A 24,671-nucleotide genomic window follows, 5' to 3' on the forward strand; every position below is an offset into this window, starting at 1 on the left:
GGTTTCAGGAGAACAACATGACGCAATTTATTACGCATAAATGGCTGGCGGCGCTGGGACTGGCCTCATCCATTGCGGCTTTTCCGGCCCTGGCGGCCAAAGATGTGGTGGTGGCGGTAGGGTCTAATTTCACCACGCTCGATCCGTATGACGCCAACGATACGCTCTCGCAGGCGGTGGCGAAGTCATTTTATCAGGGGCTGTTTGGCCTGGATAAAGACATGAAGGTAAAAAACGTCCTGGCGGAGGGCTACACCGTTTCTGATGACGGTCTGACCTACACCATTACCCTACGGCAGGGGGTGAAATTTCAGGACGGCGCGGATTTTGATGCGGCGGCGGTGAAAGCGAATCTCGATCGCGCCAGCAATCCGGATAACCACCTCAAGCGTTATAACCTGTATAAAAATATCGCAAAAACGGAGGTCGTCGATCCGGCAACGGTAAAAATTACCCTGAAACAGCCGTTCTCCGCTTTCATTAATATTCTGGCGCACCCGGCGACGGCGATGATCTCGCCGCAAGCGCTGGAAAAATATGGCAAGGATATTGGTTTTCATCCGGTCGGCACTGGTCCATATCAGCTTGAAACCTGGAATCAGACCGACTTTGTCAAAGTGAAAAAGTTCGCCGGTTACTGGCAGCAGGGTTTACCCAAGCTGGATTCTATTACCTGGCGTCCGGTTACTGACAACAATACCCGCGCGGCGATGCTGCAAACCGGCGAAGCGCAATTTGCTTTTCCTATCCCTTATGAGCAGGCCGCGTTACTGGCGAAAAATAAAAACCTCGAACTGGTCGCCAGCCCGTCCATTATGCAGCGTTATATCAGTATGAATGTGACGCAGAAACCGTTTGATAATCCTAAGGTGCGTGAGGCGTTGAATTACGCTATCAATCGTCAGGCGTTGGTTAAAGTGGCGTTTGCCGGATACGCCACGCCGGCGACGGGCGTGGTGCCGCCGTCGATAGCCTATGCGCAAAGCTATCAGCCGTGGCCCTATGATCCGGCTAAAGCGCGCGAACTGTTGAAAGAGGCGGGGTATCCAGACGGTTTCAGTACCACGCTGTGGTCATCGCACAACCATAGCACCGCGCAAAAAGTGTTGCAGTTTACCCAACAGCAACTGGCGCAGATTGGCATTAAAGCCCGGATAACCGCGATGGACGCCGGCCAGCGCGCCGCGGAAGTTGAGGGCAAAGGGCAAAAAGAGAGCGGCGTGCGAATGTTCTATACCGGCTGGTCGGCGTCGACGGGCGAAGCTGACTGGGCGTTATCGCCGCTCTTCGCATCACAAAACTGGCCGCCGACGCAGTTTAATACCGCTTTTTACAGCAACAAGCAGGTCGACAGCGATTTGGCGGCGGCCTTAAAGACCAACGATCCGCAGGAGAAAACACGATTATACAAAGAGGCGCAGGATATTATCTGGAAAGAGTCGCCCTGGATACCGTTGGTGGTGGAGAAATTGGTTTCTGCGCACAGTAAAAATTTGACCGGTTTCTGGATTATGCCGGATACCGGTTTCAGCTTTGACGATGCGGATTTGAAGTAAGTAATGCGATGGGGCTGGATGGCGCGCGCGTTGTCCGCCATCCGGTAAAAGGTTCGTGTGATGCTTAACTATGTTCTCAAGCGCCTGCTGGGATTAATTCCTACGCTGTTGATTGTGGCAGTGTTGGTGTTTTTATTTGTTCATTTGTTGCCCGGCGACCCGGCGCGGCTGATAGCCGGACCAGAAGCCGACGCGCAGGTGATTGCGCTGGTTCGTCAGCAGCTGGGGCTTGATCAGCCGCTTCATGTCCAGTTTTGGCGTTACATCACCCATGTTTTACAAGGCGATTTCGGTACGTCAATGGTTTCCCGCCGCCCGGTTTCTGAGGAGATCGCCAGCCGCTTTTTGCCGACGCTGTGGCTGACGATAACCAGTATGATATGGGCGGTTCTGTTTGGCATGGCGATCGGCATCGCCGCCGCCGTGTGGCGTAATCGCTGGCCTGACCGGGTAGGAATGACGCTTGCCGTGACCGGCATTTCTTTCCCGGCTTTTGCGCTGGGAATGTTGTTAATGCAGATTTTTTCCGTGGATCTGGGCTGGCTACCGACCGTGGGGGCGGATAGCTGGCAACATTATATTTTACCCTCCCTGACGCTTGGCGCGGCGGTGGCATCAGTCATGGCGCGTTTTACGCGCTCCTCGTTTGTCGATGTCCTGAGCGAGGATTACATGAGGACCGCGCGGGCGAAAGGCGTCAGTGAAACGTGGGTGGTGTTAAAACATGGCCTGCGCAATGCGATGATCCCGGTCGTCACCATGATGGGACTGCAATTTGGCTTTCTGCTTGGCGGATCGATCGTCGTCGAAAAAGTGTTTAACTGGCCGGGGCTTGGGCGATTACTGGTCGACTCGGTCGACATGCGCGACTACCCCGTGATTCAGGCGGAAGTGCTGCTGTTTTCTCTGGAATTTATTCTTATCAACTTAGTGGTGGATGTCCTCTATGCCGCCATTAATCCGGCTATCAGGTATAAGTAAGGATGCGATTATTTAACTGGCGCCGTCAGGCGATTTTACATGCTATGCCGGTGGTAAAACCCGACCAGATACGCACGCCATGGCGGGAGTTCTGGCGTCGTTTTCGCCGCCAGCATGTCGCGTTGGTCGCCGGGGGATTCGTACTGGCGTTAATTCTGGTGGCGATTTTTGCCCGCTGGCTGACGCCCTACGATGCGGAAAACTATTTTGACTACGATAGCCTGAACAATGGCCCCTCTTTGCAGCACTGGTTTGGCGTTGACTCGCTGGGAAGAGACATCTTTAGCCGGGTTCTCGTTGGGGCGCAGATCTCACTGGCGGCGGGCGTGTTCGCGGTATTTATCGGCGCGATAATCGGCACGGTGTTGGGATTGCTGGCGGGATATTATGAAGGCTGGTGGGATCGTTTCATTATGCGCATTTGCGATGTGCTGTTCGCCTTCCCCGGCATTTTGCTGGCGATTGCCGTTGTGGCGGTGTTAGGCAGCGGTATTGCTAATGTGATCGTTGCGGTGGCGATTTTCTCTATTCCGGCGTTTGCACGTCTGGTGCGCGGAAATACCCTGGTCTTAAAACAGCAGACGTTTATTGAGTCTGCCCGCAGTATCGGCGCCAGCGACACGACGATTTTGTTTAGCCATATCTTGCCGGGAACGGTCTCGTCAATTGTGGTTTTCTTTACGATGCGTATCGGTACGTCAATTATTTCCGCGGCAAGCCTGTCATTTCTCGGATTAGGCGCGCAGCCGCCAACGCCGGAGTGGGGAGCGATGCTCAATGAAGCGCGGGCGGATATGGTCATCGCGCCGCACGTAGCGCTCTTCCCGGCGGTGGCGATTTTCCTGACTGTGCTGGCGTTTAACCTGTTAGGCGACGGGTTGCGCGATGCGCTGGACCCGAAGATTAAGGGGTAAGCCAGCCCGGTGGCGTTGACGCCTGGCGGGCCTGGAACGGGCTCGCCAGGTGGGGTAACACATCCGGCACCCGCGCCGGGGGAGGTGGCGTTAAACCCGACTGCCCCACAAATCATATTCGTCGGCGTTTTCCACTTTCACGCGCACGATATCGCCCGGCTTGACGTTGGTTTCGCCGTTCAAATAGACCGCGCCGTCAATTTCCGGCGCATCCGCCATGCTACGCCCGATAGCGCCTTCTTCGTCAACCTCATCGACGATCACCAGAATTTCGCGGCCCACTTTTTCCTGCAAGCGCTCAGCGGAGATTTGCTGTTGCAGTTGCATAAAGCGGTTCCAGCGCTCTTCTTTCACCTCTTCCGGCACCTGATCCGGCAGGTCATTCGCGCCTGCGCCTTCCACCGGGCTGTACTTGAAGCAGCCTACACGATCGAGGCGCGCCTCTTTCAGGAAGTCGAGCAGCATCTGGAAGTCTTCTTCTGTTTCGCCGGGGAAGCCGACAATAAAGGTGGAGCGTAGGGTCAGTTCCGGGCAGATTTCACGCCACTGCTTAATGCGCGCCAGTTGGCGGTCAACGGAACCGGGACGTTTCATCAGTTTAAGAATCCGCGGGCTGGCATGTTGCAGCGGAATGTCCAGATAGGGCAGGATTTTGCCTTCCGCCATTAGCGGAATCACATCATCAACGTGTGGGTAGGGGTAGACGTAGTGCAGACGTGTCCAGACGCCCAGTTTTGATAACTGTTCGCACAGGCTCACCATACTGGTTTTCACCGGTTCGCCATTATGGAATCCGGTGCGGTGCTTCACATCTACGCCGTAGGCGGAGGTATCTTGCGAAATCACCAGAATCTCTTTGACCCCGGCATCAACCAGACGTTTCGCTTCGCTTAATACGTCGCCAATCGGACGGCTGACCAGATCCCCGCGCATCGACGGGATGATGCAGAACGTGCAGCGGTGATTACAGCCTTCAGAAATTTTCAGATACGCATAATGGCGCGGCGTCAGTTTTACACCCTGTTCCGGTACGAGGCTTAAAAATGGATTGTGCTTCGGCTTCGGTACGTAATGATGTACGTGCTGCAGAACTTGCTCATAGCTATGCGGCCCGGTGATTTCCAGTACTTTCGGATGCACTTCGCGGATCTGATCTTCTTTTGCGCCCAGGCAGCCGGTGACGATTACCTTACCGTTTTCGTTCAGCGCTTCGCCAATGGCTTCCAGCGACTCTTGTACCGCGCTGTCAATAAAGCCACAGGTATTAACGATAACCATATCCGCATCGTCATAGCGTGGCACAACGTCATAGCCTTCGGTACGCAGCTCAGTCAGGATGCGTTCCGAATCAACGAGGTTTTTCGGACAGCCCAGGGAAACGAAGCCGATCTTTGGCTGGTGGGTTACATTACTCATAGCTTAAAAAGTGTTCATTTATTGGAATGGTCAGGGCAGGGATTCTACAGATATCCGAACAAAAATTGTATCGCAATCTCATCAGGAGCGGCGGCATCAACCGTTGTGGTTGTCAGCAAAAGGTGAAAAAGGGCAATTCTAAGAAAATTCTTGATCTCTGACACCCCTTTGTCTAAAAAACGACCATACTATTAAGTTGAACCCTGGTAGAAAAGAGGAGGAAAAAAGGTATGGTCGTTGACAGACTGAGAACCGATCTTCTCAACAAGCTGATAAACGCGCGTATCGATCTTGCCGCTTATCTGCAATTGCGAAAAGCGAAGGGGTATATGTCAGTCAGCGAAAGTGACACTCTGCGTGACAATTTTTTTGAACTGAATCGCGAGCTCCACGATCACGCTTTACGGCAGGGACTGCATCTCGATCAGGAAGAGTGGAACGCGCTGCGCCGTGCCGAAGGCGCGCTTGCAGCCGCCGCCGTTTGTTTAATGAGCGGACACCATGATTGTCCGACCTTTATTGCCGTCAACGCAGATAAACTTGAAAACTGTCTGACAACTTTGACGCTGAGTATTCAGAGTCTGAAAGCACATTCACCGCTTACACAGGTCTGAATAAGGGGGAGGCGACTCCCCCTTTTTACCGGACCGCGCCGCTTAATGTTTTGTAAAAATAAACCCGACCTCTTGCGATGCTGACTACGCTTTAACGCAGAGCCCTGAAGGAGGCGGTATGCGTCGAATACTTCTCGCGATAGTTTCATTCTCTCTTTTCTCTTCATGGGCGAACGCCAATCTTGCGCCGGTGAACGTTGAGGTGCTGCAAACCCGACTCGATCACCCGTGGTCGCTGGCTTTTTTGCCGGATAACCGTGGGATGCTCATTACCCTGAAAGGGGGACAACTGCGCCACTGGCAGGCGGGGCGGGGACTTTCCGATCCGCTGGCTGGCGTACCGAAAGTGTGGGCAAACGGGCAGGGAGGTTTGCTGGACGTCGTGCTGGCGCCTGACTTTGCCCAGTCGCGCCGCGTCTGGCTGAGCTATGCTGAAGCTGACCGCGAAGGAAACGCCGGTACGGCAGTCGGTTTTGGACGGCTGAGCGACGATCTTCAGCGTCTGGAGCATTTTCGTACCGTGTTTCGCCAGATGCCTAAGCTGTCTACCGGCAACCATTTCGGCGGACGTATGGTATTCGATGCGCAAGGGTTTCTTTTTATTGCCCTGGGTGAAAATAACCAGCGCGCTACCGCGCAGGATTTGGATAAATTACAGGGTAAGCTGGTGCGCCTGACCGGGCAGGGCGAAATTCCGCCGGATAATCCGTTTGTGCATCAGGCGGGCGCGCGTCCGGAAATCTGGTCTTACGGTATTCGTAATCCGCAGGGGCTGGCCATCAATCCCTGGAGCGGCGCGCTATGGCTGCATGAACACGGTCCGCGCGGCGGCGATGAAATTAACATCCCGGAAAAAGGCAAAAATTATGGCTGGCCGCTGGCCACATGGGGTGTCAACTATAGTGGTCTGAAAGTGCCGGAAGCCAAAGGTGAAATTGTCGAGGGAACGGAGCAACCGGTTTACTACTGGAAGGATTCTCCGGCGATCAGCGGGATGGCTTTTTATGCCAGCGACGTTTTTGCGCCGTGGCGGCACAAACTGTTTATCGGCGCGCTAAAAGATAAAGAGGTCATTGTGATGCGCGTCGATGGCAATACGGTGACGGAAGAAGGCCGTATTCTGGGTGACAGAAAGCAGCGTATTCGGGATGTGCGTGTCGGACCTGACGGCTACTTATATGTGTTAACCGATGAGTCCGACGGGCAGTTACTCAAGGTAAGTCCTGCAGCCACGCGTTAGGTCACCGGGATCATCACCACTTTGCGAAAAGCAGGGCGCTCGGTAAGCTGCTGATACCAGCGCTCCAGATTCGGGCGCGGCGTCCACTTCAGACCCACGTTCAACAGGTTATAGACGAAAGGCGCAATAGCGATATCGCCGGTGCCAAAGTTATCCCCGGAGAACCACGGCTGGTGGGCCAGCGCATCATCAAGCAGCGCAAACAGGCTGTCACACTTTTCGATACCGGCTTCAATTGCCGCCTGATCGCGTTTTTCCGGCGGGGTTCTGACCAGTCCCATCAGGATCACGCGGTGCGCCGGGCTTAACGTCTGATTCGCCCAGTCCATCCATTTTTCGCCCTCCGCACGCCGCGCCGGATTATCAACCCATAGCCGGTTCTGGCCGTATTGCGCCGCCAGATAGCGGACAATGGCATTGGATTCCCACAATAACAGGTCGGTTTCATCATCTTTAAGCAGCGGCACCAGCCCATTAGGATTCATCGCCAGATAGTCGGCATCCTGGTTAACGCCGAATTTTCCGCCTGCCAGAATTTGATCGTATGGCAGTTCCAGCTCTTCAAGCGTCCACAACACTTTTTTAACATTAGTCGAGTTGTTCCGGCCCCACAGCGTAATCATATTAACCCCTTCCGTTTTATCAGGATGATGACAGTAATCGGCCTACCGTGAGATAAACCTAACATTTACACAATGGTCTGTAAAAAAATCGTTATGAAGGAAGCGTAACGGGATGTTATTGCATAAACTTTAAAAACTTTACCAAGTTACGGTTTCTTTAACGTCGTGAGTGCGTTATTACTCACCGCACTTATTACACGGTGGTGTGACGTGTGTTTTTGGAATGGATACTCGGGTGGTACTATGACGCAATACGCTTCTTCCCTTCGTAGCCTCGCGGCAGGTTCGGTTCTCTTATTCCTTTTCGCTTCGCCTGTAAAGGCAGAGGAACAAACGATCGCGCCGCCGGGCGTTGATGCGCGAGCCTGGATCTTAATGGATTACGCCAGCGGTAAAGTACTGGCGGAAGGCAATGCCGATGAGAAACTCGACCCTGCCAGTTTGACAAAAATTATGACCAGCTACGTGGTGGGCCAGGCGCTGAAGGCAGGGAAAATCAAGCTGACCGATATGGTGACGGTGGGCAAAGATGCCTGGGCGACGGGGAACCCGGCGCTACGTGGGTCGTCGGTGATGTTTCTGAAGCCAGGCGATCAGGTGTCGGTTGCGGATCTTAATAAAGGCATCATCATTCAGTCAGGTAATGATGCCTGTATCGCGCTTGCCGACTACGTCGCCGGAAGCCAGGAGTCCTTTATCGGCCTGATGAACGCCTATGCGAAACGACTGGGGTTAACCAATACAACCTTCCAGACGGTACACGGCCTTGATGCTCCAGGGCAGTTCAGTACCGCTCGCGATATGGCGCTACTCGGCAAGGCCCTGATTCACGATGTGCCTGACGAATACGCCATTCATAAAGAGAAAGAATTTACTTTTAATAATATTCGTCAACCGAACCGCAACCGCCTGTTGTGGAGCACCAATCTGCATGTCGACGGCATGAAAACGGGGACAACGGCTGGCGCTGGGTATAACCTTGTCGCCTCCGCCACCCAGGGCGATATGCGCCTGATCTCTGTCGTGCTGGGGGCGAAAACGGACCGTATTCGTTTTAATGAGTCAGAAAAACTGTTGACCTGGGGTTTCCGCTTCTTTGAAACGGTCACGCCGATTAAACCTGACGCGACATTCGTGACGCAACGGGTCTGGTTTGGCGATAAGCGTGAGGTCAATTTGGGGGCGGGCGATGCGGGGTCTGTGACGATTCCGCGTGGGCAGCTTAAAAACCTGAAGGCCAGCTTTACGTTGAACGAACCACAGCTCACGGCGCCGTTGAAGAAAGGGCAGGTTGTCGGCACCATCGATTTCCAGCTTAACGGAAAATCCATTGAGCAACGCCCGTTAATGGTGATGGAAAACGTCGAGGAGGGGGGATTTTTCAGCCGGATGTGGGATTTTGTGCTGATGAAACTCCATCAGTGGTTTGGCAGTTGGTTCTCGTAAAATAACCCCGTTGCCGGGTGCGCGTCGCATCCGGCAACCTGCGGTTAATACATCAGAGTAATTTGTTGCGCTTTAGCGTAGGCCACAAAAGCCTCATCGGGACGGCGGTCGCTGATAATCGTATCAAAGCGTGATAATTCCCCCATCCGCGCCGGACGTACCTTGCCGAATTTACTGTGATCCACCACCAGTACATGGCTCTGGGCCATTGTCATGGCCCAATGTTTTACCGGCAGCTCTTCCAGATTAAAGCAGGTAGCGCCTTTACTGGTATGAACGCCGGCGGCGGAATAAAACGCGATATCCGGACAAATATTGTTTAACGTTTCATGGAAATCAAGCGGTTTGAAAATGGCGTTGCTGGCGTGAAACTCCCCGCCGCTGAGAATGGCGCGGCAATGGGGTTTGTCCTGCAGCGCCAGAAAGGTATTAAGTGAATAGCACACCGCCGTAAAGGGAAGGTCATTATCAATGGCTTCAATGATCCACGGCGTGGTGGTGCCACAGTCAATAAATACCGTCTGATGCGCTTGTACCAGGCCCGCAGCCAACTGAGCGGCTCGGCGTTTTTCTTCCACCAGACGAGATTTTTGATCGCTTAACAGATAATGACTGGCGCTGCGGGGCTCCAGTACGATATAGCCGCCCAGCAACACGACAGGCGCGCTTTTATGGTTCAGGTCGCGACGAATGGTCATTTCAGAGACGCCCAACAGGGTCGCGGCTTCTTTAAGATGAAGTTTATCGCTGCGTTTTAAGGCCTGCAGCAATTGACCAATACGCTCGTCGCGTCGCGTTTCCATAGTTCCCCTGGAGAGTTAAATAAGCGCTCCGCACCATACAGAGCGCTTAATATTACTCTTTTTTTCGCTGTTTAGTCACGTACCCAGCCTTTTCGAATGGGCAACGCGAAACAGAAACGGTAACAACGTTGCAGCGCCTGGTAGAGCGGCGCGCCGTACCATTGCCAGATCAGCTGTGCGCTCAGGCAGCCAAGCATCGCTACCAGCAGCGCGCCAATCATATCTAACGGCCAGTGTACGCCGAGATAGACGCGCGACCAGGCGATGGTAATGGCTATCGCCATCATCACGATGCCTGACCAGAGGCGGTGCCAGAACAAAAACGCCAGCGCAAAGGTAAAAATCACCGTACCGTGATCGCTGGGGAACGAGTCATCGGCGGCATGATGCAGGAAGTTATAGCCGATATGATCGACAAATGGACGGTCGTGCGGGAAAAGGTGTCCCATTGTCCAGGATACCGCCAGACTGATAATCAGCGCGATGCCGATTTTAACGATCAGCTGACGTTGGGCGCAGACCCGATCGCGGGGACCCCACAGCCAGAGTACAACGGCTAAGAGCGGGACGATGTTGATAAGATCTTTGGCGATAAAGATAGCGAGCGAAATTGTCCACTGCGCGGAATCAGGCGTGGCGTTAATAAAATTAAACAGCGAGTTGTTAAGGTTTTCCAGCATAACATCCAGGCTCGGAGCAATGAAATCAAAAGGGATAGCCAGCTCATCCCCGTGTAAACTGAGCATAAATGCAGCGTAACAGAGAGGAAAAGCAGTATTGTCTTATTTGGCGGCAACATGAAGAGATTTAAGACAATGGCATAAAATAACGTTGATGATAACGGCGCAAACTTAAATTAACCTTAAAGTATGCAAGCGCTAAGCGGCTTTCTGTAAAAATGTGCGCTATTTCCCTTGCAGCCTCATAATTCGCTATCTCAGTTCCCCGACTTTCATTACACTCTGCGCGGTTTTTATTGGCGAAGAGATGGTATGCAGAATCGTTTACAATCAGGCGGCAGGCTGGGACGTCAGGCGCTGCTTTTTCCTCTCTGTCTGGTGCTGTACGAGTTTTCTACTTATATTGGCAACGACATGATCCAGCCGGGTATGCTGGCGGTGGTTGAGCAGTATCAAGCGGGCCTGGACTGGGTTCCGACGTCCATGACCGCTTATCTGGCGGGCGGTATGTTCTTACAGTGGCTGCTTGGCCCGTTGTCTGACCGGATTGGCCGTCGTCCCGTGATGCTGGCGGGCGTCGTGTGGTTTATTGTCACCTGCCTGGCGACGTTACTGGCGAAAAACATCGAACAATTTACATTCCTGCGTTTTTTGCAAGGGATTAGCCTGTGTTTTATCGGCGCTGTAGGGTATGCCGCGATTCAGGAATCCTTTGAGGAAGCGGTGTGTATAAAAATTACCGCGCTGATGGCGAACGTGGCGTTAATCGCGCCGCTACTGGGACCACTGGTTGGGGCGGCATGGGTGCATGTTCTGCCGTGGGAGGGAATGTTTATTTTATTTGCCGCACTGGCCGCTATCGCCTTTTTCGGGCTACAGCGCGCAATGCCGGAGACCGCCACGCGGCGGGGCGAAACGTTGTCATTTAAGGCGCTGGGCCGGGATTATCGGCTGGTGATAAAAAACCGGCGGTTCGTCGCAGGGGCGTTAGCGCTGGGATTTGTCAGCCTGCCGCTGTTGGCCTGGATTGCGCAGTCGCCGATTATCATCATTAGCGGCGAACAGCTCAGCAGCTATGAATATGGTCTGCTGCAGGTGCCCGTTTTTGGCGCGCTCATTGCCGGTAATCTGGTGTTGGCGCGTTTAACCTCCCGACGTACGGTTCGCTCGCTGATCGTGATGGGCGGCTGGCCTATCGTCGCGGGGCTGATCATCGCCGCGGCGGCGACGGTGGTTTCATCCCATGCTTATTTATGGATGACGGCGGGATTAAGCGTATACGCTTTTGGCATTGGGCTGGCGAATGCCGGACTGGTGCGTCTGACGCTCTTTTCCAGCGATATGAGTAAAGGAACGGTCTCGGCGGCGATGGGAATGCTACAAATGCTGATTTTTACCGTTGGCATTGAAGTCAGTAAACACGCCTGGTTAAGCGGCGGCAATGGGCTATTTAGCCTGTTTAATCTGGCAAACGGTATTCTTTGGCTACTGCTGATGCTGGTCTTCTTAAAAGATAAGCGGACGGGGAATTTGCAAACAGTCTGAGAGAGCGGCTACGCCTGATAAGCTTTCTGTTATCAGGCATAGAGAGGCATCCGCTAGACGTTGAACGGCGGCTCGTTGTTTAATACGCTGTCGATGATATCCAGCACGCCTTCCTGGTTGTTCGATCCGGCGCAGTATTTCGCCGCCGCCGCGACCGCCTCGCTGGCGTGCGACATGGCAAAACTAAACCCGGCCTGACGCAGCATCTCAATATCGTTGCCGCCGTCGCCGAATACCACCACTTCACTATCATGAATGCCCCAGCGCTGCTGTAACAGACGCAGGCCGTTGGCTTTATGCACGCCGGGAATTATTAAATCAATACTGCCATAGCCGGTATGAACGGGGACCATGATATCGCCAATGGCGTCGTGCAGCGCCGCCTGTACTTCCGGTATCCGTTCATCGGTAATATTAAGGCCGAATTTGAAAAAAACATCGTTGATATTGTTGAAATTATCCACAAACTCCAGACGATGATAATACATTGCCGCAACGGCTTTTAACGCATCGTTGTACCGTTTCAGCGTGTAGGCGCTGTTTTTTCCACAGGCGATAATCTCCACATCGGCGCGTGTGAGCAGGTGTTCGACAACCGTCTGGAAGTCGGCTTTTGTCAGCTCGCCGTTAAAAATATCCTCTCCTTCGCTGACCACCCAGCCGCCGTTTTCCGCGACAAAAGCGATTTCGTGCGCAATTTCCGGAAAGAAGGAGATTAACTGGTAATACTGGTTGCCGCTGGCCACGACAAAGCGAATGCCTTGCCGCTTCATGTGTTGGTACTGCGCCATAAACCGGTCACGGTTATAGGTTTTTTGATCGCTCAGAAAAGTGCCGTCCATGTCGACGGCGATTAATTTGATACTCATGCGTTATGCTCCATCACCGGTTGCGGAGTCGATACAGGTTTGGCGACGGCCTTCGCCACCAGCGCCGCCAGAATAACCAGCGCCAGCACAACCATCATGGCGCTGCGTAATCCATAATGCTCTCCCAGATAGCCCAACAGCGGCGGCCCGACCAAAAACGCCAGATAGCCGGTCGTGGCGACAACGCTCACGCGCGTCGGCGCGTCGGGACCGGTATCGCTGGCGGCGGAAATGGTCAGCGGGAAGCCGAGCGAAGCGCCTAAGCCCCAAAGAATGACCGAGACGCCGGCAACCCAGTCGCTATCGACAAAAATAATCAGACCAATGCCCAGCGCTCCCATCAACGCGCTGGCGCGAACAACCGTCACCCGGCTATAGCGGTCAATAAACCAGCCGCCGGTAAAGCGGCCAACGGTCATACCTAGCGTGAAACCGGCGTAGATCAGAGAGCCGGAGGTTGGGCTAAAACCGTGTCCGTCTACCATCAGTAGCGGCAGCCAGTCATTCGCAGAGCCTTCGGCGAATGCCATTGCCAGCACCACCACGCCAATAAGCAAAAGCTGGATGTCCCGATAAAAAGGTAATCCTTTTTCCTGAAGGTGAGCATCTTCCGATGCGTTTTTACCCGTACCGTCAGGGATCGCCTGAATGGCGATAAAAATGGGCGCGATCGCCACGGCAGCCGCGAGGATGATATGGATGTTAGCCGGGACGCTTAATGCGGTTAACGCCATGCCGACACCAGCGCCCGCCAGCGTGCCGAAACTGTAGAAACCATGCATCATCGGCAGAACGGTTTTATTCAGCTCGCGTTCGACCGCCGCGCCTTCGACATTAATCGCCACTTCGGCGGCGCCAAAACTGGCGCCGAAAACAGCTAATCCAAGGGCAAAAATCAGCGGCGAGGCGCACCACAGCGCGATGCTAAGAATAACCATCCCGGTTACTGCGCAGGTCATCGTCGTGCGAATAACCTTTCGGGTGCCAAATCGTTTCACCAGCCAGGCGGAACAAAGAATACCGCTCATTGAACCGATAGAAAGCCCGAATAAGACCGCCCCCATTTCCGCGGTAGAGACGGAAAGAATATCCCGAATAGCAGGCGTTCGGGTTGCCCAGGAGGCCATCAGCAGTCCGGGTAAAAAGAAGAACATAAACAGCGCCCAGGTACGGCGTTTTAAGGCGTTACGTGAGGAGAGGACGGTCATAGCGTCAGGCCAGAAAATAGAAGCGAGAGGTAAACATTAGCAAGCTTGTGTACATTTGTACATATCGTCGTCATACTTCGTTGTGCAGACAGTTTTTACTGTCTGTTTTTTCAGCGTAAGCGGCAGGCTACTATAGCCTGCATCCTGAATGAGATGTGGAACTCATCATGAAAGAAAATGCCGTAAGACGCGCCAATGATCCTAAGCGACGGGAAAAAATAATTCAGGCCACACTGGAAGCGGTAAAGACCTATGGCGTTCATGCCGTGACGCACCGGAAAATCGCCGCTATCGCTCAGGTGCCGCTTGGCTCGATGACCTACTATTTTGCCGGTATGGATGCGTTATTGAGTGAAGCTTTTACACTTTTCACCGAGAACATGTCGCGTCAATACCAGGACTTTTTTGCGCAGGTGACGGATGCGGAGGGGGCGTGCCAGGCGATAACGGAAATGATTTACGGCTCGCAGGTTACGACGCCGGATAATATGACGTTAATGTATCAGTTATATGCCTATGCCAGCGATAAGCCAGCGTTAAAAATAGTCATGCAAAACTGGATGCAGCGTAGCCAGAATACGCTGGCGCAGTGGTTTGACGCGCAGACTGCCCGCGCGCTGGATGCGTTTATCGAGGGGATGACGCTGCATTTTGTAACGGATCGAACGCCGCTGGCGCGTGAAGCGATTTTACAGATGGTAAAGCGAATCGCCGGAGAGTCAATGTCGTGTCACTCTGCGTCAGGCAACAAAAAACCCACCAACCTTGAACCGAAATGGCGGGGTTGATGGGCTCCACAAAATGGGGACATCAAAGAAAAGCAGTGGCAATAGGTATGACTGATGCTTTAACGAAAAGTTCGACCTATTGGCAAAATTTTTTCACTTAAAGGCAAACTTCAGTTTTATCCTAACCCCGGCCAGATGATGACAATAAGCGTCCCCGCCAGCGTTAGCAGAACGTTGGCGATGGCGTAAGTCCCCGCATAACCCAGCGCTGGAATATTGCTGCGCGCCGTATCGCTAATGATTTCCATCGCCGGGGCGCAGGTACGCGCGCCCATCATGGCGCCGAACAGCAGCGCCCGGTTCATGCGCAGCACATAAGCGCCAAACAAGAAGCAGATCACCACCGGTACCAGGCTGACGACAAGCCCGGCGATCAGCATTTGTCCGCCGACCGCGCCCAGACCGTTGCTGATACCGCTGCCGGCGCTTAAACCAACGCCTGCCATAAATACCATCAAGCCGAATTCTTTCACCATGTTAAGCGCGCCCTGCGGAATATAACCAAAGGTAGGATGGTTAGCGCGCAGGAAACCGAGCATGATCCCGGCGAACAGCAATCCGGCCGCGTTGCCGATGCCGAAACTAAAATTGCTGAACTGGAAGGTAATCATCCCGATCATTAACCCGATGATAAAAAAAGCGCAGAAGGCGAGCAGGTCCGTCACCTGGCTATGGATCGAAATAAAACCAATGCGATCGGCGATGGTTTTTACGCGTCTGGCGTCGCCGCTCACCTGTAACACATCGCCTTTATTCAGCACGACGTTATCGTCGATAGGCATTTCGATCTGGCTGCGGATGACGCGGTTAAGGAAACAGCCATGATCGGTCAGCTTGAGCTGAGCGAGGCGGCGACCGACCGCATTGTGGTTTTTCACCACAATTTCTTCCGTCACGATGCGCATATCAAGCAGATCGCGATCAAACACTTCCTTACCATTACGGAAGCTGGGATCGAGCCTGGCGTGCGCGTCCGGATAGCCGACCAGCGCAATCTCATCGCCCATTTGCAGCACCGCATCGCCATCCGGGTTCGCCAGAATACCGTTACGGCGAATACGTTCGATATAGCAGCCTGTCTGACGGTAAATACCCAGCTCGCGCAGGTTTTTGCCGTCAGTCCAGGCCACCAACTCCGGGCCAACCCGATAGGCGCGGATAACCGGCAAATAAACCTTGCGATTAGCATCGGTATCCAGACCGCGCTCGCGAGCAATTTGCTGGGCGCTGGTTTGCAAATCCTGATGCTGTAGTTTAGGCAAGTAGCGCGCGCCCACGATCAGACTGACCAACCCAATCAGATAGGTCAGGGCATAGCCCAGGCTCAGATTATCAAGAGCGGAGGAGAGTTGGGTGCTGGCGATGCCGGAATGTCGCAGGGTATCGCCTGCGCCAACCAGCACGGGCGTGGATGTCATTGAGCCGGCCAGCATACCGGCCGTCAGGCCGATATCCCAGCCGAATAGCTTACCAAGGCCTAAGGCGATTAGCAGAGCGCTACCGACCATGACCAGGGCAAGCATCAGATAGTTTTTACCGTCGCGAAAAAAAATCGAAAAAAAGTTGGGGCCAGCCTCGACGCCGACACAAAAAATAAACAGCATAAATCCCAGATTTAGCGCGTCGGTGTTAATACTAAAGTGTTGCTGCCCTAATAATAGAGAGACCACTAAAACGCCAATGGAATTACCAAGTTGGACTGAACCCAGACGTAACTTGCCAAGACACAGGCCAAGAGCCAGGACCACAAATAATAACAGGATGTAATTCCCATTTAACAAATCTGCGACGTTTATATTCACGGAGACTAACTTCTTGTTTACGAGTAAGCTGTTGAAAGAAATGGTAATTTACGCTACTGTTTTTATCATGAATTAAGGGTGCAATCGTATTGCATACAGCATCCAAATAAAAACAACACAACAATATATCCTGCTAGTTTAAGCTTATTGCGTACTAACGGCTATAAGAATCGTGCAGGTGTGTTTTTGGCATGGAATGCCACATGACTTTATCTGACTGGATGCCTCACGGCGGAAAGCGTGTTCGATAGAGAGTGTCAGGAGGAACGATTGAAACATAAACACGGGTGGGCAAGCGTTGTCTGCTGCTTTGTACTCTTTATTGTGGTGTGTCTTTCATTAACTATGCATGTACAAGGCGCTTTTCGCGCGGCAGGGCATCCTGAGATTGGACTGTTATTTTTTACGTTGCCTGGTGCGGTGGCCAGTTTTTGTTCTCACCGACGCGAGGTGATCCGACCGCTGATCGGGGCGATGCTGGCGGCGCCGTTTTGCCTGGTGTTAATGCGCGTGGTATTTATGCCTACCCGATCGTTTTGGCAAGAACTGGCGTGGTTATTTAGCGCCGTATTCTGGTGTGCGTTAGGCGCGCTCTGTTATTTGTTTATTAGCAGCCTGTTTAGCCACCGGCGAAAAAAACGCCGGTAGCGCCCTCCGGTAGAGGGCGTTGCCAGAGCAATCAGGCGAAAAGATTCAGATTTTCTTTTGCCCATGCTTCAAAATCCGTACAGCCGCCGATATGTTTTTGATCGACAAAAATCTGCGGTACGGTTTCTACAGGTTTACCTACGGTTTTTTCCAAATCCGCTTTAGTAATGCCTTCGGCATGGATATCAATATAGCGGTAGTTAAAATCGTCGCGTTCTTTGCTCAGTTTTTCCGCCAACTCTTTTGCACGCACGCAATAAGGGCACCCTGGGCGGCCAAAAATAACAGTAAACATATCTCTCCTCGAACATAAAGCCAGACGGCGAACAGGTGTTATCATGCCGCGATTTACGGCAGATGAAAAGCAGGTTACGCCTGTTCCTTTGATAACCCAGGGCTATATCTGTTAAGCACGCCGGACCAGAACGTTCTACACTGTGCGTCAGTTTACCGGGAGGCTTGATATGCGCACGATTGGCGTGTTACCCAAAAGCGTACTGATACTGGAATGCCTCGGTATGATTTTGCTGGCGCTTGCTCTGCTATCGCTTAATCATTACCTTACGCTGCCCGCGCCGTTCAATACGCCGCTGGCTGGCGTATTGATGGTTTTCCTCGGCGTCGTGTTGATCCTCCCCGCCGCGGTGGCGATGATGTGGCGTATTGCGCAGTTACTGGCGCCGCAGTTGATGAAACGTCCACCCGACATTTCTTCCCGTTCAGATAGAGAAAAGCATAATGAGTCCGACCATTGAACTTCTTTGTGGCCATCGTTCTATTCGCCATTTCACCGATGAACCCGTGACTGACGCGCAGCGAGAGGCCATTATTGCCGCCGCGCGCAGCACGTCCAGTTCCAGTTTTTTACAGTGCAGCTCTATTATCCGTATTACCGATCGGGCGCTGCGCGAGGCGTTAGTGCCCCTGACGGGCGGGCAAAAGCATGTGGCGCAGGCCGCTGAGTTCTGGGTATTTTGCGCCGATTTTAATCGTCATTTGCAGATCTGCCCTGACGCGCAGTTGGGGCTTGCCGAACAACTGCTGCTCGGTGTCGTCGATACGGCGATGATGGGGCAAAATGCGCTGACGGCGGCGGAATCACTGGGGTTAGGCGGCGTGTATATCGGCGGTATTCGTAACAATATTGAATCTGTTACCGAACTGTTAAAATTGCCGAAGCATGTATTGCCGCTCTTTGGCCTGTGTTTGGGATGGCCTGCGGATAATCCGGATCTGAAACCGCGCCTGCCTGCAGAGCTTGTGGTTCATGAGAACCAGTATCAACCGCTTGATGAAAAGCTGCTGGCGCGCTATGACGAGCAGTTGGCTGAGTATTATCTGACCCGAGGCAGTAATACGCGACGCGATACCTGGAGCGATCATATCCGTCGCACCCTGATTAAAGAAAATCGCCCATTTATCCTTGAATATTTGCATAAACAGGGCTGGGCGACGCGCTAAAACCTGCGGGCCAGTGTATGATACGCGGGCTTTTCAGGGTTTTCAGCGAGGTGCAGGGTGAAAATTGCCATATTGTCCAGGGATGGAACGCTCTATTCTTGCAAACGTCTGCGCGAAGCGGCGATGCGGCGCGGCCATCTGGTCGAGATACTCGATCCTCTTTCCTGCTATATGAATATTAATCCGGCTGCGTCGTCGATCCATTACAAGGGGCGTCGTCTGCCCCATTTTGACGCCGTTATTCCCCGTATTGGTTCGGCCATTACCTTTTATGGTACCGCTGCGCTACGTCAGTTTGAGCTACTGGGTAGCTATCCGCTGAATGAATCCGTCGCCATTACCCGCGCGCGCGATAAGTTGCGATCGCTACAACTCCTGGCGCGCCAGGGGATCGATCTCCCCATTACCGGGATCGCCCATTCGCCGGATGATACCAGCGATCTTATTAAGATGGTTGGCGGGGCGCCGCTGGTCGTGAAGCTGGTAGAAGGCACGCAAGGGATCGGCGTGGTATTGGCGGAGACGCGTCAGGCTGCTGAAAGCGTTATTGATGCGTTTCGGGGGCTGAATGCCCATATCCTGGTTCAGGAATACATTGCCGAAGCTAAAGGATGCGATATTCGTTGTCTGGTCGTCGGCAATGAGGTTGTGGCGGCGATTGAGCGTTGCGCGAAAGCCGGTGATTTTCGCTCCAATCTTCATCGTGGCGGGGTGGCCAGCATCGCGACGATCACGCCCCGTGAACGGGATATCGCCATCAAAGCCGCACAAACGCTGGGGCTGGATGTGGCGGGCGTCGATATTTTACGCGCCGCGCGCGGGCCGCTGGTGATGGAGGTGAATGCCTCGCCGGGACTGGAAGGTATCGAAAAGACCACGGGCGTGGATATCGCGGGGCGAATGATTCAGTGGATAGAACGTCACGCTACGCCTGAATTTTGCCTTAAAATCGGCGGCTAATCGCAATCATGGATTCCGCCGTAGTACGAAGCACGCTTTTTGCGTAAGCTGTGCCGGTAATTTTTTCATCGTCATCGTAAGAGGTAGCACATTATTATGATATCACTGGTCGTTCCCACTCTGGATACGTTGCGTCAATGGCTCGACGACCTGGGCATGAATTTCTTCGAATGTGATACCTGCCAGGCGCTGCATTTGCCGCATATGCAGAATTTTGACGGCGTCTACGATGCTAAAATCGATTTGGTGGACAACACCGTTCTTTTTTCCGCGATGGCGGAGGTCAGGCCTTCCGCGTTGCTGCCGCTGGCGGCCGATCTCTCTGCTATTAACGCCAGTTCGTTGACGGTAAAAGCCTTTCTCGATATGCAGGATGATAATCTGCCAAAACTGGTTGTGTGCCAGTCTTTATCCGTTATGCAAGGCGTCACCTACGAACAGTTCGAATGGTTTGTTCGCCAAAGTGAAGAGCAGATTTCTATGGTGATCCTTGAGGCCGGGGCGCATCAGCTTCTGTTTAACGCGGAAGAAGACGCGCAAAAAACCAGCGCGGTTGACCATTTTCTTCACTGATCCCTCCCGATAATCAGGCAGTCGCTGCCAGCGCGGCTGCTGTTTACGTTTTTTTATGCTGCCGTTAACCTTTATTTAAAGAATTATTCACCTCCTTTCTGACCATTTCGCTTTATCACATAGACAAAACCTGCATAAAAAATTGATAAAAGGCGTTTTTTAATCTGGGCTATAGCCTCAAACCTTAGCTAAAGTTATTCTTGCGAAGCTTCTATAGCGAGCTTGATGGCAGGGAGGGCGACCTCTCTTCTTCATTTGTATCAAATGAAAAGGTATGCACATTTCAGGCATGTTTTAAACCACGCCTAATGGGTTCATTTGTTAACGGATTTCAGAAGGAAAGCGATGATGACCGCCTTAAAGAAAAAATGGCTATCGGGTCTGGTTGCGGGTGCTCTGATGGTCGTCTCTGTCGGCACGCTCGCTGCCGAACAAAAAACGCTGCACATTTATAACTGGTCAGATTATATCGCGCCGGACACGGTGGCGAACTTTGAAAAAGAGACCGGGATTAACGTTATCTATGATGTCTTTGACTCTAACGAAGTGCTGGAAGGCAAGTTAATGGCAGGCAGTACCGGGTTCGATCTGGTGGTGCCATCGGCCAGTTTTCTTGAGCGCCAGCTCACCGCAGGCGTTTTTCAGCCGCTGGATAAAAGCAAACTTCCCGGCTGGAAAAACCTCGATCCTGAACTGCTGAAACTGGTAGCGAAGCACGATCCTGACAACAAATACGCCATGCCCTACATGTGGGCCACGACGGGCATTGGCTATAACGTTGATAAAGTGAAAGCGGTGCTGGGGGATGATGCGCCAGTGAATAGCTGGGATTTAGTCCTCAAGCCGGAAAATCTGGAGAAGCTAAAAAGCTGCGGCGTCTCTTTCCTTGATGCGCCTGAAGAAATTTTTGCCACCGTGCTGAACTATCTGGGTAAAGATCCGAATAGCAGCAAAGCGGATGACTACACCGGCCCGGCAACCGATCTGTTGTTGAAGCTACGGCCAAACATTCGCTATTTCCACTCCTCGCAATACATTAACGATCTGGCTAATGGCGATACCTGTGTGGCCATCGGCTGGGCGGGCGATGTCTGGCAGGCCGCTAACCGGGCGAAAGAGGCGAAAAATGGCGTCAATATCTCTTTCTCGATTCCCAAAGAGGGGGCAATGGCGTTTTTTGATGTGTTTGCCATGCCGGCTGACGCCAAAAATAAAGACGAGGCCTACCAGTTCCTTAATTATCTGCTGCGCCCTGATGTGATTGCCCATATTTCCGATCACGTTTTCTACGCCAATGCGAATAAAGAGGCGACGGCGCTGGTCAGCCAGCAGGTGCGCGATAACCCGGGAATTTATCCGCCGGCGGATGTGCGGGCCAAGTTGTTTACCCTGAAAGTGCAGGAGCCGAAGATTGATCGCGTCCGCACCCGCGCATGGACGAAGGTGAAAAGCGGTAAGTAATTTATTAACGGTATGGCCTGATAAGCGTGCGCTATCGGGCATTCCACCGTTTGTATCGTTTGATTGTGTTATGCCGGAGAGCGCCTTGTGAATGATGTCCCCCACCGCCCGCAGGTGAAAACCCGTAAAGCGCTGACGCCGCTTCTGGAAATTCGCAACCTGACGAAGTCATTCGACGGGCAACATGCTGTCGATGATGTCAGTCTGACTATCTATAAAGGCGAGATTTTTGCCCTGCTGGGCGCGTCAGGTTGTGGAAAATCGACTCTGCTACGGATGCTGGCAGGTTTTGAACCGCCGAGCAGCGGGCAAATTATGCTCGACGGCGTCGATCTGGCGCATGTTCCGCCGTATCAGCGTCCGATTAATATGATGTTTCAGTCCTATGCGTTGTTTCCGCATATGACGGTAGAGCAGAACATCGCTTTTGGTCTGAAGCAGGACAAACTGCCGAAGGCGGAGATTACCAGCCGCGTCAATGAAATGCTGGGGCTGGTGCACATGCAGGAGTTTGCGAAACGTAAGCCGCATCAGCTTTCCGGCGGTCAGCGTCAGCGCGTGGCCCTGGCGCGCAGCCTGGCGAAACGTCCTAAGCTGCTCTTGTTGGATGAACCGATGGGCGCGCTGGATAAAAAATTACGCGACCGGATGCAGCTTGAAGTGGTGGATATCCTTGAGCGCGTCGGCGTGACCTGCGTCATGGTGACGCACGATCAGGAAGAAGCGATGACGATGGCGGGGCGCATTGCCATCATGAACCGTGGAAAATTTGTGCAAATTGGCGAACCGGAGGAGATTTACGAGCATCCGACGACCCGCTACAGCGCCGAATTTATCGGATCGGTAAATGTTTTTGAGGGCTTACTGAAAGCGCGTGAAGAGGATGGTCTGGTCATTGACGCACCTGGTTTGGTTCATCCGTTAAAAGTCGATGCAGATGCCTCTGTCGTTGATAATGTGCCGGTATATGTGGCGCTACGTCCGGAAAAAATCATGCTGTGTGAGTCGCCGCCTGCCGATGGCTATAATTTCGCCGTCGGCGAAGTGGCGCATATTGCGTATCTCGGCGATCTGTCTATTTATCATGTGCGGCTAAAAAGCGGGCAGATGATCAGCGCTCAACTGCAGAATGCGCACCGTTACCGGAAAGGGTTACCGACCTGGGGCGATGAAGTGCGTTTGTGCTGGGAAGCGGATAGCTGCGTGGTCCTGACGGTATAAGGGGGAAACATGAGCACACTTGAACCTCCGGCACGCATCAGTAAACCTGGCGGCGCGGCGCAATGGTTGGCGCGAATGCAAATGAAACATGGGCGTAAGCTGGTTATTGCTTTGCCTTATATCTGGCTCATTCTACTGTTTTTACTGCCGTTTCTTATCGTCTTTAAGATAAGCCTGGCGGAAATGGCGCGGGCGATCCCGCCGTATACCGATCTGCTGGAATGGGCTGACGGTCAGTTGTCGATTACGCTCAACCTCGGCAATTTTTTGCAACTGACCGACGATCCGCTTTATTTCGAAGCCTATCTGCAATCGTTACAAATTGCCGGTATTTCCACCATCTGCTGCCTGCTGTTGGGCTACCCGCTGGCGTGGGCGGTGGCGCACAGCAAGCCCTCCACGCGCAATATCCTGCTGCTGTTGGTGATTCTGCCCTCGTGGACGTCTTTTTTAATACGCGTCTATGCCTGGATGGGCATTTTGAAAAACAACGGTGTGCTGAACAATGTGTTGCTGTGGCTAGGGGTTATCGATCAGCCGCTGACGATCCTGCACACTAACCTGGCCGTCTATATCGGCATTGTTTATGCGTATCTGCCGTTTATGGTTCTGCCCATTTATACCGCATTAACGCGTATTGATTATTCGCTGGTGGAAGCGTCGCTGGATCTCGGCGCCCGACCGCTGAAAACATTTTTTAGCATCATTGTCCCGCTCACCAAAGGCGGAATCATCGCCGGCTCGATGCTGGTTTTTATCCCGGCGGTGGGCGAGTTTGTGATCCCGGAACTGCTTGGCGGGCCGGACAGTATCATGATTGGTCGCGTCCTGTGGCAGGAGTTTTTCAATAACCGCGACTGGCCGGTGGCTTCTGCGGTCGCCATTATTATGTTGCTGCTGCTGATAGTACCGATCATGTGGTTCCATAAACATCAGCAAAAAAGTGTGGGGGAGCACGGATGAATAACTTACCGGTCGCTCGCTCGCCCTGGCGCATTCTGATTCTGGTGCTGGGGTTTACTTTTCTCTATGCGCCGATGTTAATGTTGGTGATTTACTCGTTTAACAGTTCGAAGCTGGTGACGGTGTGGGCGGGATGGTCGACGCGCTGGTATGGCGAGCTCTTTCGGGATACCGCCATGATGAGCGCAGTGGGACTAAGCCTGACAATTGCCGCCTGCGCGGCGACGATGGCGGTGGTGCTCGGTACCATTGCCGCGGTGGTGATGGTGCGATTTGGACGGTTTCGCGGCGCAAACGGCTTTGCGTTTATGATCACCGCGCCGCTGGTGATGCCGGATGTGATTACCGGGCTGTCGCTGCTGCTACTGTTTGTCGCGCTCGGTCATGCTATCGGCTGGCCCTCCGATCGCGGAATGCTGACCATCTGGTTGGCGCACGTCACTTTCTGTACCGCCTATGTGGCAGTGGTGATCGCTTCGCGATTACGCGAACTGGATCGTTCGATTGAAGAGGCGGCGATGGATCTTGGCGCGGCGCCGTTGAAGGTCTTTTTTGTCATTACGTTACCGATGATCATGCCAGCGGTGATCTCGGGCTGGCTGTTGGCCTTTACGCTCTCCCTTGACGATCTGGTGATTGCCAGCTTCGTTTCCGGTCCCGGCGCCACCACGCTACCGATGCTGGTTTTCTCCAGTGTGCGCATGGGCGTGAACCCGGAAATCAACGCGCTGGCGACGTTAATCCTCGGCGTGGTAGGAATCGTCGGATTTATTGCCTGGTACCTGATGGCGCGAGCGGAAAAACAGCGGATTCGCGATATCCAGCGTGCAAGACGCGGCTGAAGCCACTAAAATCTTCCACTATGGCAATGCGTTGCCGCGCGGGTCGCGGCATCATTT

Annotated in this window: 25 protein-coding genes; 17 read left to right on the forward strand and 8 right to left on the reverse strand. The window is 53.2% G+C overall.

The genetic code is table 11. The features are described 5' to 3' along the window. Positions 1 to 17 precede the first annotated feature (17 nt). From gsiB to gsiD, 3 genes are read left to right on the forward strand one after another with little or no spacing between them, the layout of a single operon-like run. On the forward strand, positions 18 to 1,556 hold the full coding sequence (gene gsiB / locus ACLD3P_RS00425; RefSeq protein WP_000191427.1) for a glutathione ABC transporter substrate-binding protein GsiB: 1,539 nt from the start codon (positions 18 to 20) through the stop codon (positions 1,554 to 1,556). A gap of 60 nt (positions 1,557 to 1,616) precedes the next feature. Further along, positions 1,617 to 2,537 carry a glutathione ABC transporter permease GsiC gene (gene gsiC / locus ACLD3P_RS00430; protein ID WP_000936069.1) on the forward strand — a complete coding sequence of 307 codons (921 nt, stop codon included), beginning with the start codon at positions 1,617 to 1,619 and terminating at the stop codon, positions 2,535 to 2,537. Positions 2,538 to 2,539: 2 nt separating this feature from the next. After that, on the forward strand, positions 2,540 to 3,451 hold the full coding sequence (gene gsiD, locus ACLD3P_RS00435) for a glutathione ABC transporter permease GsiD (RefSeq protein WP_001236024.1): 912 nt from the start codon (positions 2,540 to 2,542) through the stop codon (positions 3,449 to 3,451). 90 nt (positions 3,452 to 3,541) lie between these two features. On the opposite strand, the gene rimO is transcribed toward gsiD, so the two are convergent. After that, positions 3,542 to 4,867, reverse strand: coding sequence for a 30S ribosomal protein S12 methylthiotransferase RimO (rimO, locus tag ACLD3P_RS00440; protein WP_000073314.1), 1,326 nt, complete (start codon positions 4,865 to 4,867; stop codon positions 3,542 to 3,544). A gap of 230 nt (positions 4,868 to 5,097) precedes the next feature. Between rimO and bssR the strand changes: the two genes are divergently transcribed. Continuing rightward, a complete protein-coding gene (gene bssR / locus ACLD3P_RS00445) occupies positions 5,098 to 5,481 on the forward strand; it encodes a biofilm formation regulator BssR (RefSeq protein WP_000259651.1) in 384 nt (127 codons plus the stop codon). 118 nt (positions 5,482 to 5,599) lie between these two features. Continuing rightward, the gene (locus tag ACLD3P_RS00450; RefSeq protein ID WP_001252730.1) at positions 5,600 to 6,721 is read left to right on the forward strand and encodes a PQQ-dependent sugar dehydrogenase; all 1,122 of its coding nucleotides are present in this window, start codon (positions 5,600 to 5,602) and stop codon (positions 6,719 to 6,721) included. On the opposite strand, the gene ACLD3P_RS00455 is transcribed toward ACLD3P_RS00450, so the two are convergent. Next, complete coding sequence (locus ACLD3P_RS00455) at positions 6,718 to 7,344, reverse strand: glutathione S-transferase family protein (RefSeq protein WP_000631907.1); 627 nt, start codon at positions 7,342 to 7,344, stop codon at positions 6,718 to 6,720. The genes ACLD3P_RS00450 and ACLD3P_RS00455 overlap by 4 nt on opposite strands. Positions 7,345 to 7,587: 243 nt before the next feature. Between ACLD3P_RS00455 and dacC the strand changes: the two genes are divergently transcribed. Continuing rightward, a complete protein-coding gene (gene dacC / locus ACLD3P_RS00460; protein ID WP_000195712.1) occupies positions 7,588 to 8,790 on the forward strand; it encodes a serine-type D-Ala-D-Ala carboxypeptidase in 1,203 nt (400 codons plus the stop codon). Between the two features lie 44 nt (positions 8,791 to 8,834). Here dacC and deoR read toward each other — a convergent pair whose 3' ends face one another. Together deoR and ybjG are read right to left on the reverse strand one after the other, a co-directional pair. Continuing rightward, positions 8,835 to 9,593 carry a DNA-binding transcriptional repressor DeoR gene (gene deoR, locus ACLD3P_RS00465; RefSeq protein WP_000450106.1) on the reverse strand — a complete coding sequence of 253 codons (759 nt, stop codon included), beginning with the start codon at positions 9,591 to 9,593 and terminating at the stop codon, positions 8,835 to 8,837. Positions 9,594 to 9,664: 71 nt separating this feature from the next. Continuing rightward, positions 9,665 to 10,273, reverse strand: coding sequence for an undecaprenyl-diphosphate phosphatase (gene ybjG / locus ACLD3P_RS00470; protein ID WP_109288296.1), 609 nt, complete (start codon positions 10,271 to 10,273; stop codon positions 9,665 to 9,667). 312 nt (positions 10,274 to 10,585) lie between these two features. On the opposite strand from ybjG, the gene ACLD3P_RS00475 reads away from it, so the two are divergent. Continuing rightward, complete coding sequence (locus ACLD3P_RS00475; protein ID WP_001181284.1) at positions 10,586 to 11,818, forward strand: MFS transporter; 1,233 nt, start codon at positions 10,586 to 10,588, stop codon at positions 11,816 to 11,818. Positions 11,819 to 11,871: 53 nt separating this feature from the next. On the opposite strand, the gene ACLD3P_RS00480 is transcribed toward ACLD3P_RS00475, so the two are convergent. Together ACLD3P_RS00480 and ACLD3P_RS00485 are read right to left on the reverse strand one after the other, a co-directional pair. After that, positions 11,872 to 12,687 carry a Cof-type HAD-IIB family hydrolase gene (locus ACLD3P_RS00480; RefSeq protein WP_131046188.1) on the reverse strand — a complete coding sequence of 272 codons (816 nt, stop codon included), beginning with the start codon at positions 12,685 to 12,687 and terminating at the stop codon, positions 11,872 to 11,874. Then, a complete protein-coding gene (locus ACLD3P_RS00485; protein WP_131046187.1) occupies positions 12,684 to 13,895 on the reverse strand; it encodes an MFS transporter in 1,212 nt (403 codons plus the stop codon). The genes ACLD3P_RS00480 and ACLD3P_RS00485 overlap by 4 nt, the downstream gene beginning before the upstream one ends. Positions 13,896 to 14,062: 167 nt before the next feature. On the opposite strand from ACLD3P_RS00485, the gene ACLD3P_RS00490 reads away from it, so the two are divergent. Next, on the forward strand, positions 14,063 to 14,683 hold the full coding sequence (locus ACLD3P_RS00490; protein WP_000661881.1) for a TetR/AcrR family transcriptional regulator: 621 nt from the start codon (positions 14,063 to 14,065) through the stop codon (positions 14,681 to 14,683). A gap of 116 nt (positions 14,684 to 14,799) precedes the next feature. Here ACLD3P_RS00490 and ACLD3P_RS00495 read toward each other — a convergent pair whose 3' ends face one another. Continuing rightward, positions 14,800 to 16,485, reverse strand: coding sequence for an aspartate:alanine antiporter (locus ACLD3P_RS00495; protein ID WP_001024853.1), 1,686 nt, complete (start codon positions 16,483 to 16,485; stop codon positions 14,800 to 14,802). A 270-nt stretch (positions 16,486 to 16,755) separates the two neighbouring features. On the opposite strand from ACLD3P_RS00495, the gene ACLD3P_RS00500 reads away from it, so the two are divergent. Beyond that, a complete protein-coding gene (locus ACLD3P_RS00500) occupies positions 16,756 to 17,133 on the forward strand; it encodes an inner membrane protein YbjM (protein ID WP_000680850.1) in 378 nt (125 codons plus the stop codon). Positions 17,134 to 17,164: 31 nt separating this feature from the next. On the opposite strand, the gene ACLD3P_RS00505 is transcribed toward ACLD3P_RS00500, so the two are convergent. Then, positions 17,165 to 17,428, reverse strand: coding sequence for a GrxA family glutaredoxin (locus tag ACLD3P_RS00505; protein WP_000495513.1), 264 nt, complete (start codon positions 17,426 to 17,428; stop codon positions 17,165 to 17,167). Between the two features lie 169 nt (positions 17,429 to 17,597). Here ACLD3P_RS00505 and ACLD3P_RS00510 point away from each other — a divergent pair, with 169 nt between their 5' ends. The 8 genes from ACLD3P_RS00510 (at position 17,598) to potI (ending at position 24,614) form a co-directional block, all read left to right on the forward strand. Next, the gene (locus tag ACLD3P_RS00510) at positions 17,598 to 17,888 is read left to right on the forward strand and encodes a YbjC family protein (RefSeq protein ID WP_001259131.1); all 291 of its coding nucleotides are present in this window, start codon (positions 17,598 to 17,600) and stop codon (positions 17,886 to 17,888) included. Further along, positions 17,872 to 18,594: a nitroreductase NfsA gene (nfsA, locus tag ACLD3P_RS00515; protein WP_000075300.1), complete on the forward strand. Its 723-nt coding sequence runs from the start codon at positions 17,872 to 17,874 to the stop codon at positions 18,592 to 18,594. Before ACLD3P_RS00510 ends, nfsA begins: the two co-directional genes overlap by 17 nt. Before the next feature lie 57 nt (positions 18,595 to 18,651). Continuing rightward, entirely contained in the window at positions 18,652 to 19,554 is a 903-nt protein-coding gene (gene rimK / locus ACLD3P_RS00520) for a 30S ribosomal protein S6--L-glutamate ligase (RefSeq protein ID WP_000684361.1), read from the forward strand. A gap of 96 nt (positions 19,555 to 19,650) precedes the next feature. Then, the gene (locus tag ACLD3P_RS00525; RefSeq protein WP_000624814.1) at positions 19,651 to 20,127 is read left to right on the forward strand and encodes a YbjN domain-containing protein; all 477 of its coding nucleotides are present in this window, start codon (positions 19,651 to 19,653) and stop codon (positions 20,125 to 20,127) included. 348 nt (positions 20,128 to 20,475) lie between these two features. Beyond that, positions 20,476 to 21,588: a spermidine/putrescine ABC transporter substrate-binding protein PotF gene (gene potF / locus ACLD3P_RS00530; RefSeq protein WP_000125769.1), complete on the forward strand. Its 1,113-nt coding sequence runs from the start codon at positions 20,476 to 20,478 to the stop codon at positions 21,586 to 21,588. A gap of 87 nt (positions 21,589 to 21,675) precedes the next feature. Beyond that, positions 21,676 to 22,809, forward strand: coding sequence for a putrescine ABC transporter ATP-binding subunit PotG (gene potG / locus ACLD3P_RS00535; protein WP_001000698.1), 1,134 nt, complete (start codon positions 21,676 to 21,678; stop codon positions 22,807 to 22,809). A gap of 9 nt (positions 22,810 to 22,818) precedes the next feature. Further along, a complete protein-coding gene (potH, locus tag ACLD3P_RS00540; RefSeq protein ID WP_031605173.1) occupies positions 22,819 to 23,772 on the forward strand; it encodes a putrescine ABC transporter permease PotH in 954 nt (317 codons plus the stop codon). Then, positions 23,769 to 24,614 (forward strand): putrescine ABC transporter permease PotI, encoded by an 846-nt coding sequence (gene potI / locus ACLD3P_RS00545; RefSeq protein WP_001528847.1) that lies wholly within the window; start codon positions 23,769 to 23,771, stop codon positions 24,612 to 24,614. Before potH ends, potI begins: the two co-directional genes overlap by 4 nt. Positions 24,615 to 24,671: the final 57 nt, after the last annotated feature.

It is taken from the genome of Salmonella sp. 741265073_HBA, from assembly GCF_046569105.1.
Classification (GTDB): Bacteria; Pseudomonadota; Gammaproteobacteria; order Enterobacterales; family Enterobacteriaceae; genus Salmonella; species Salmonella enterica.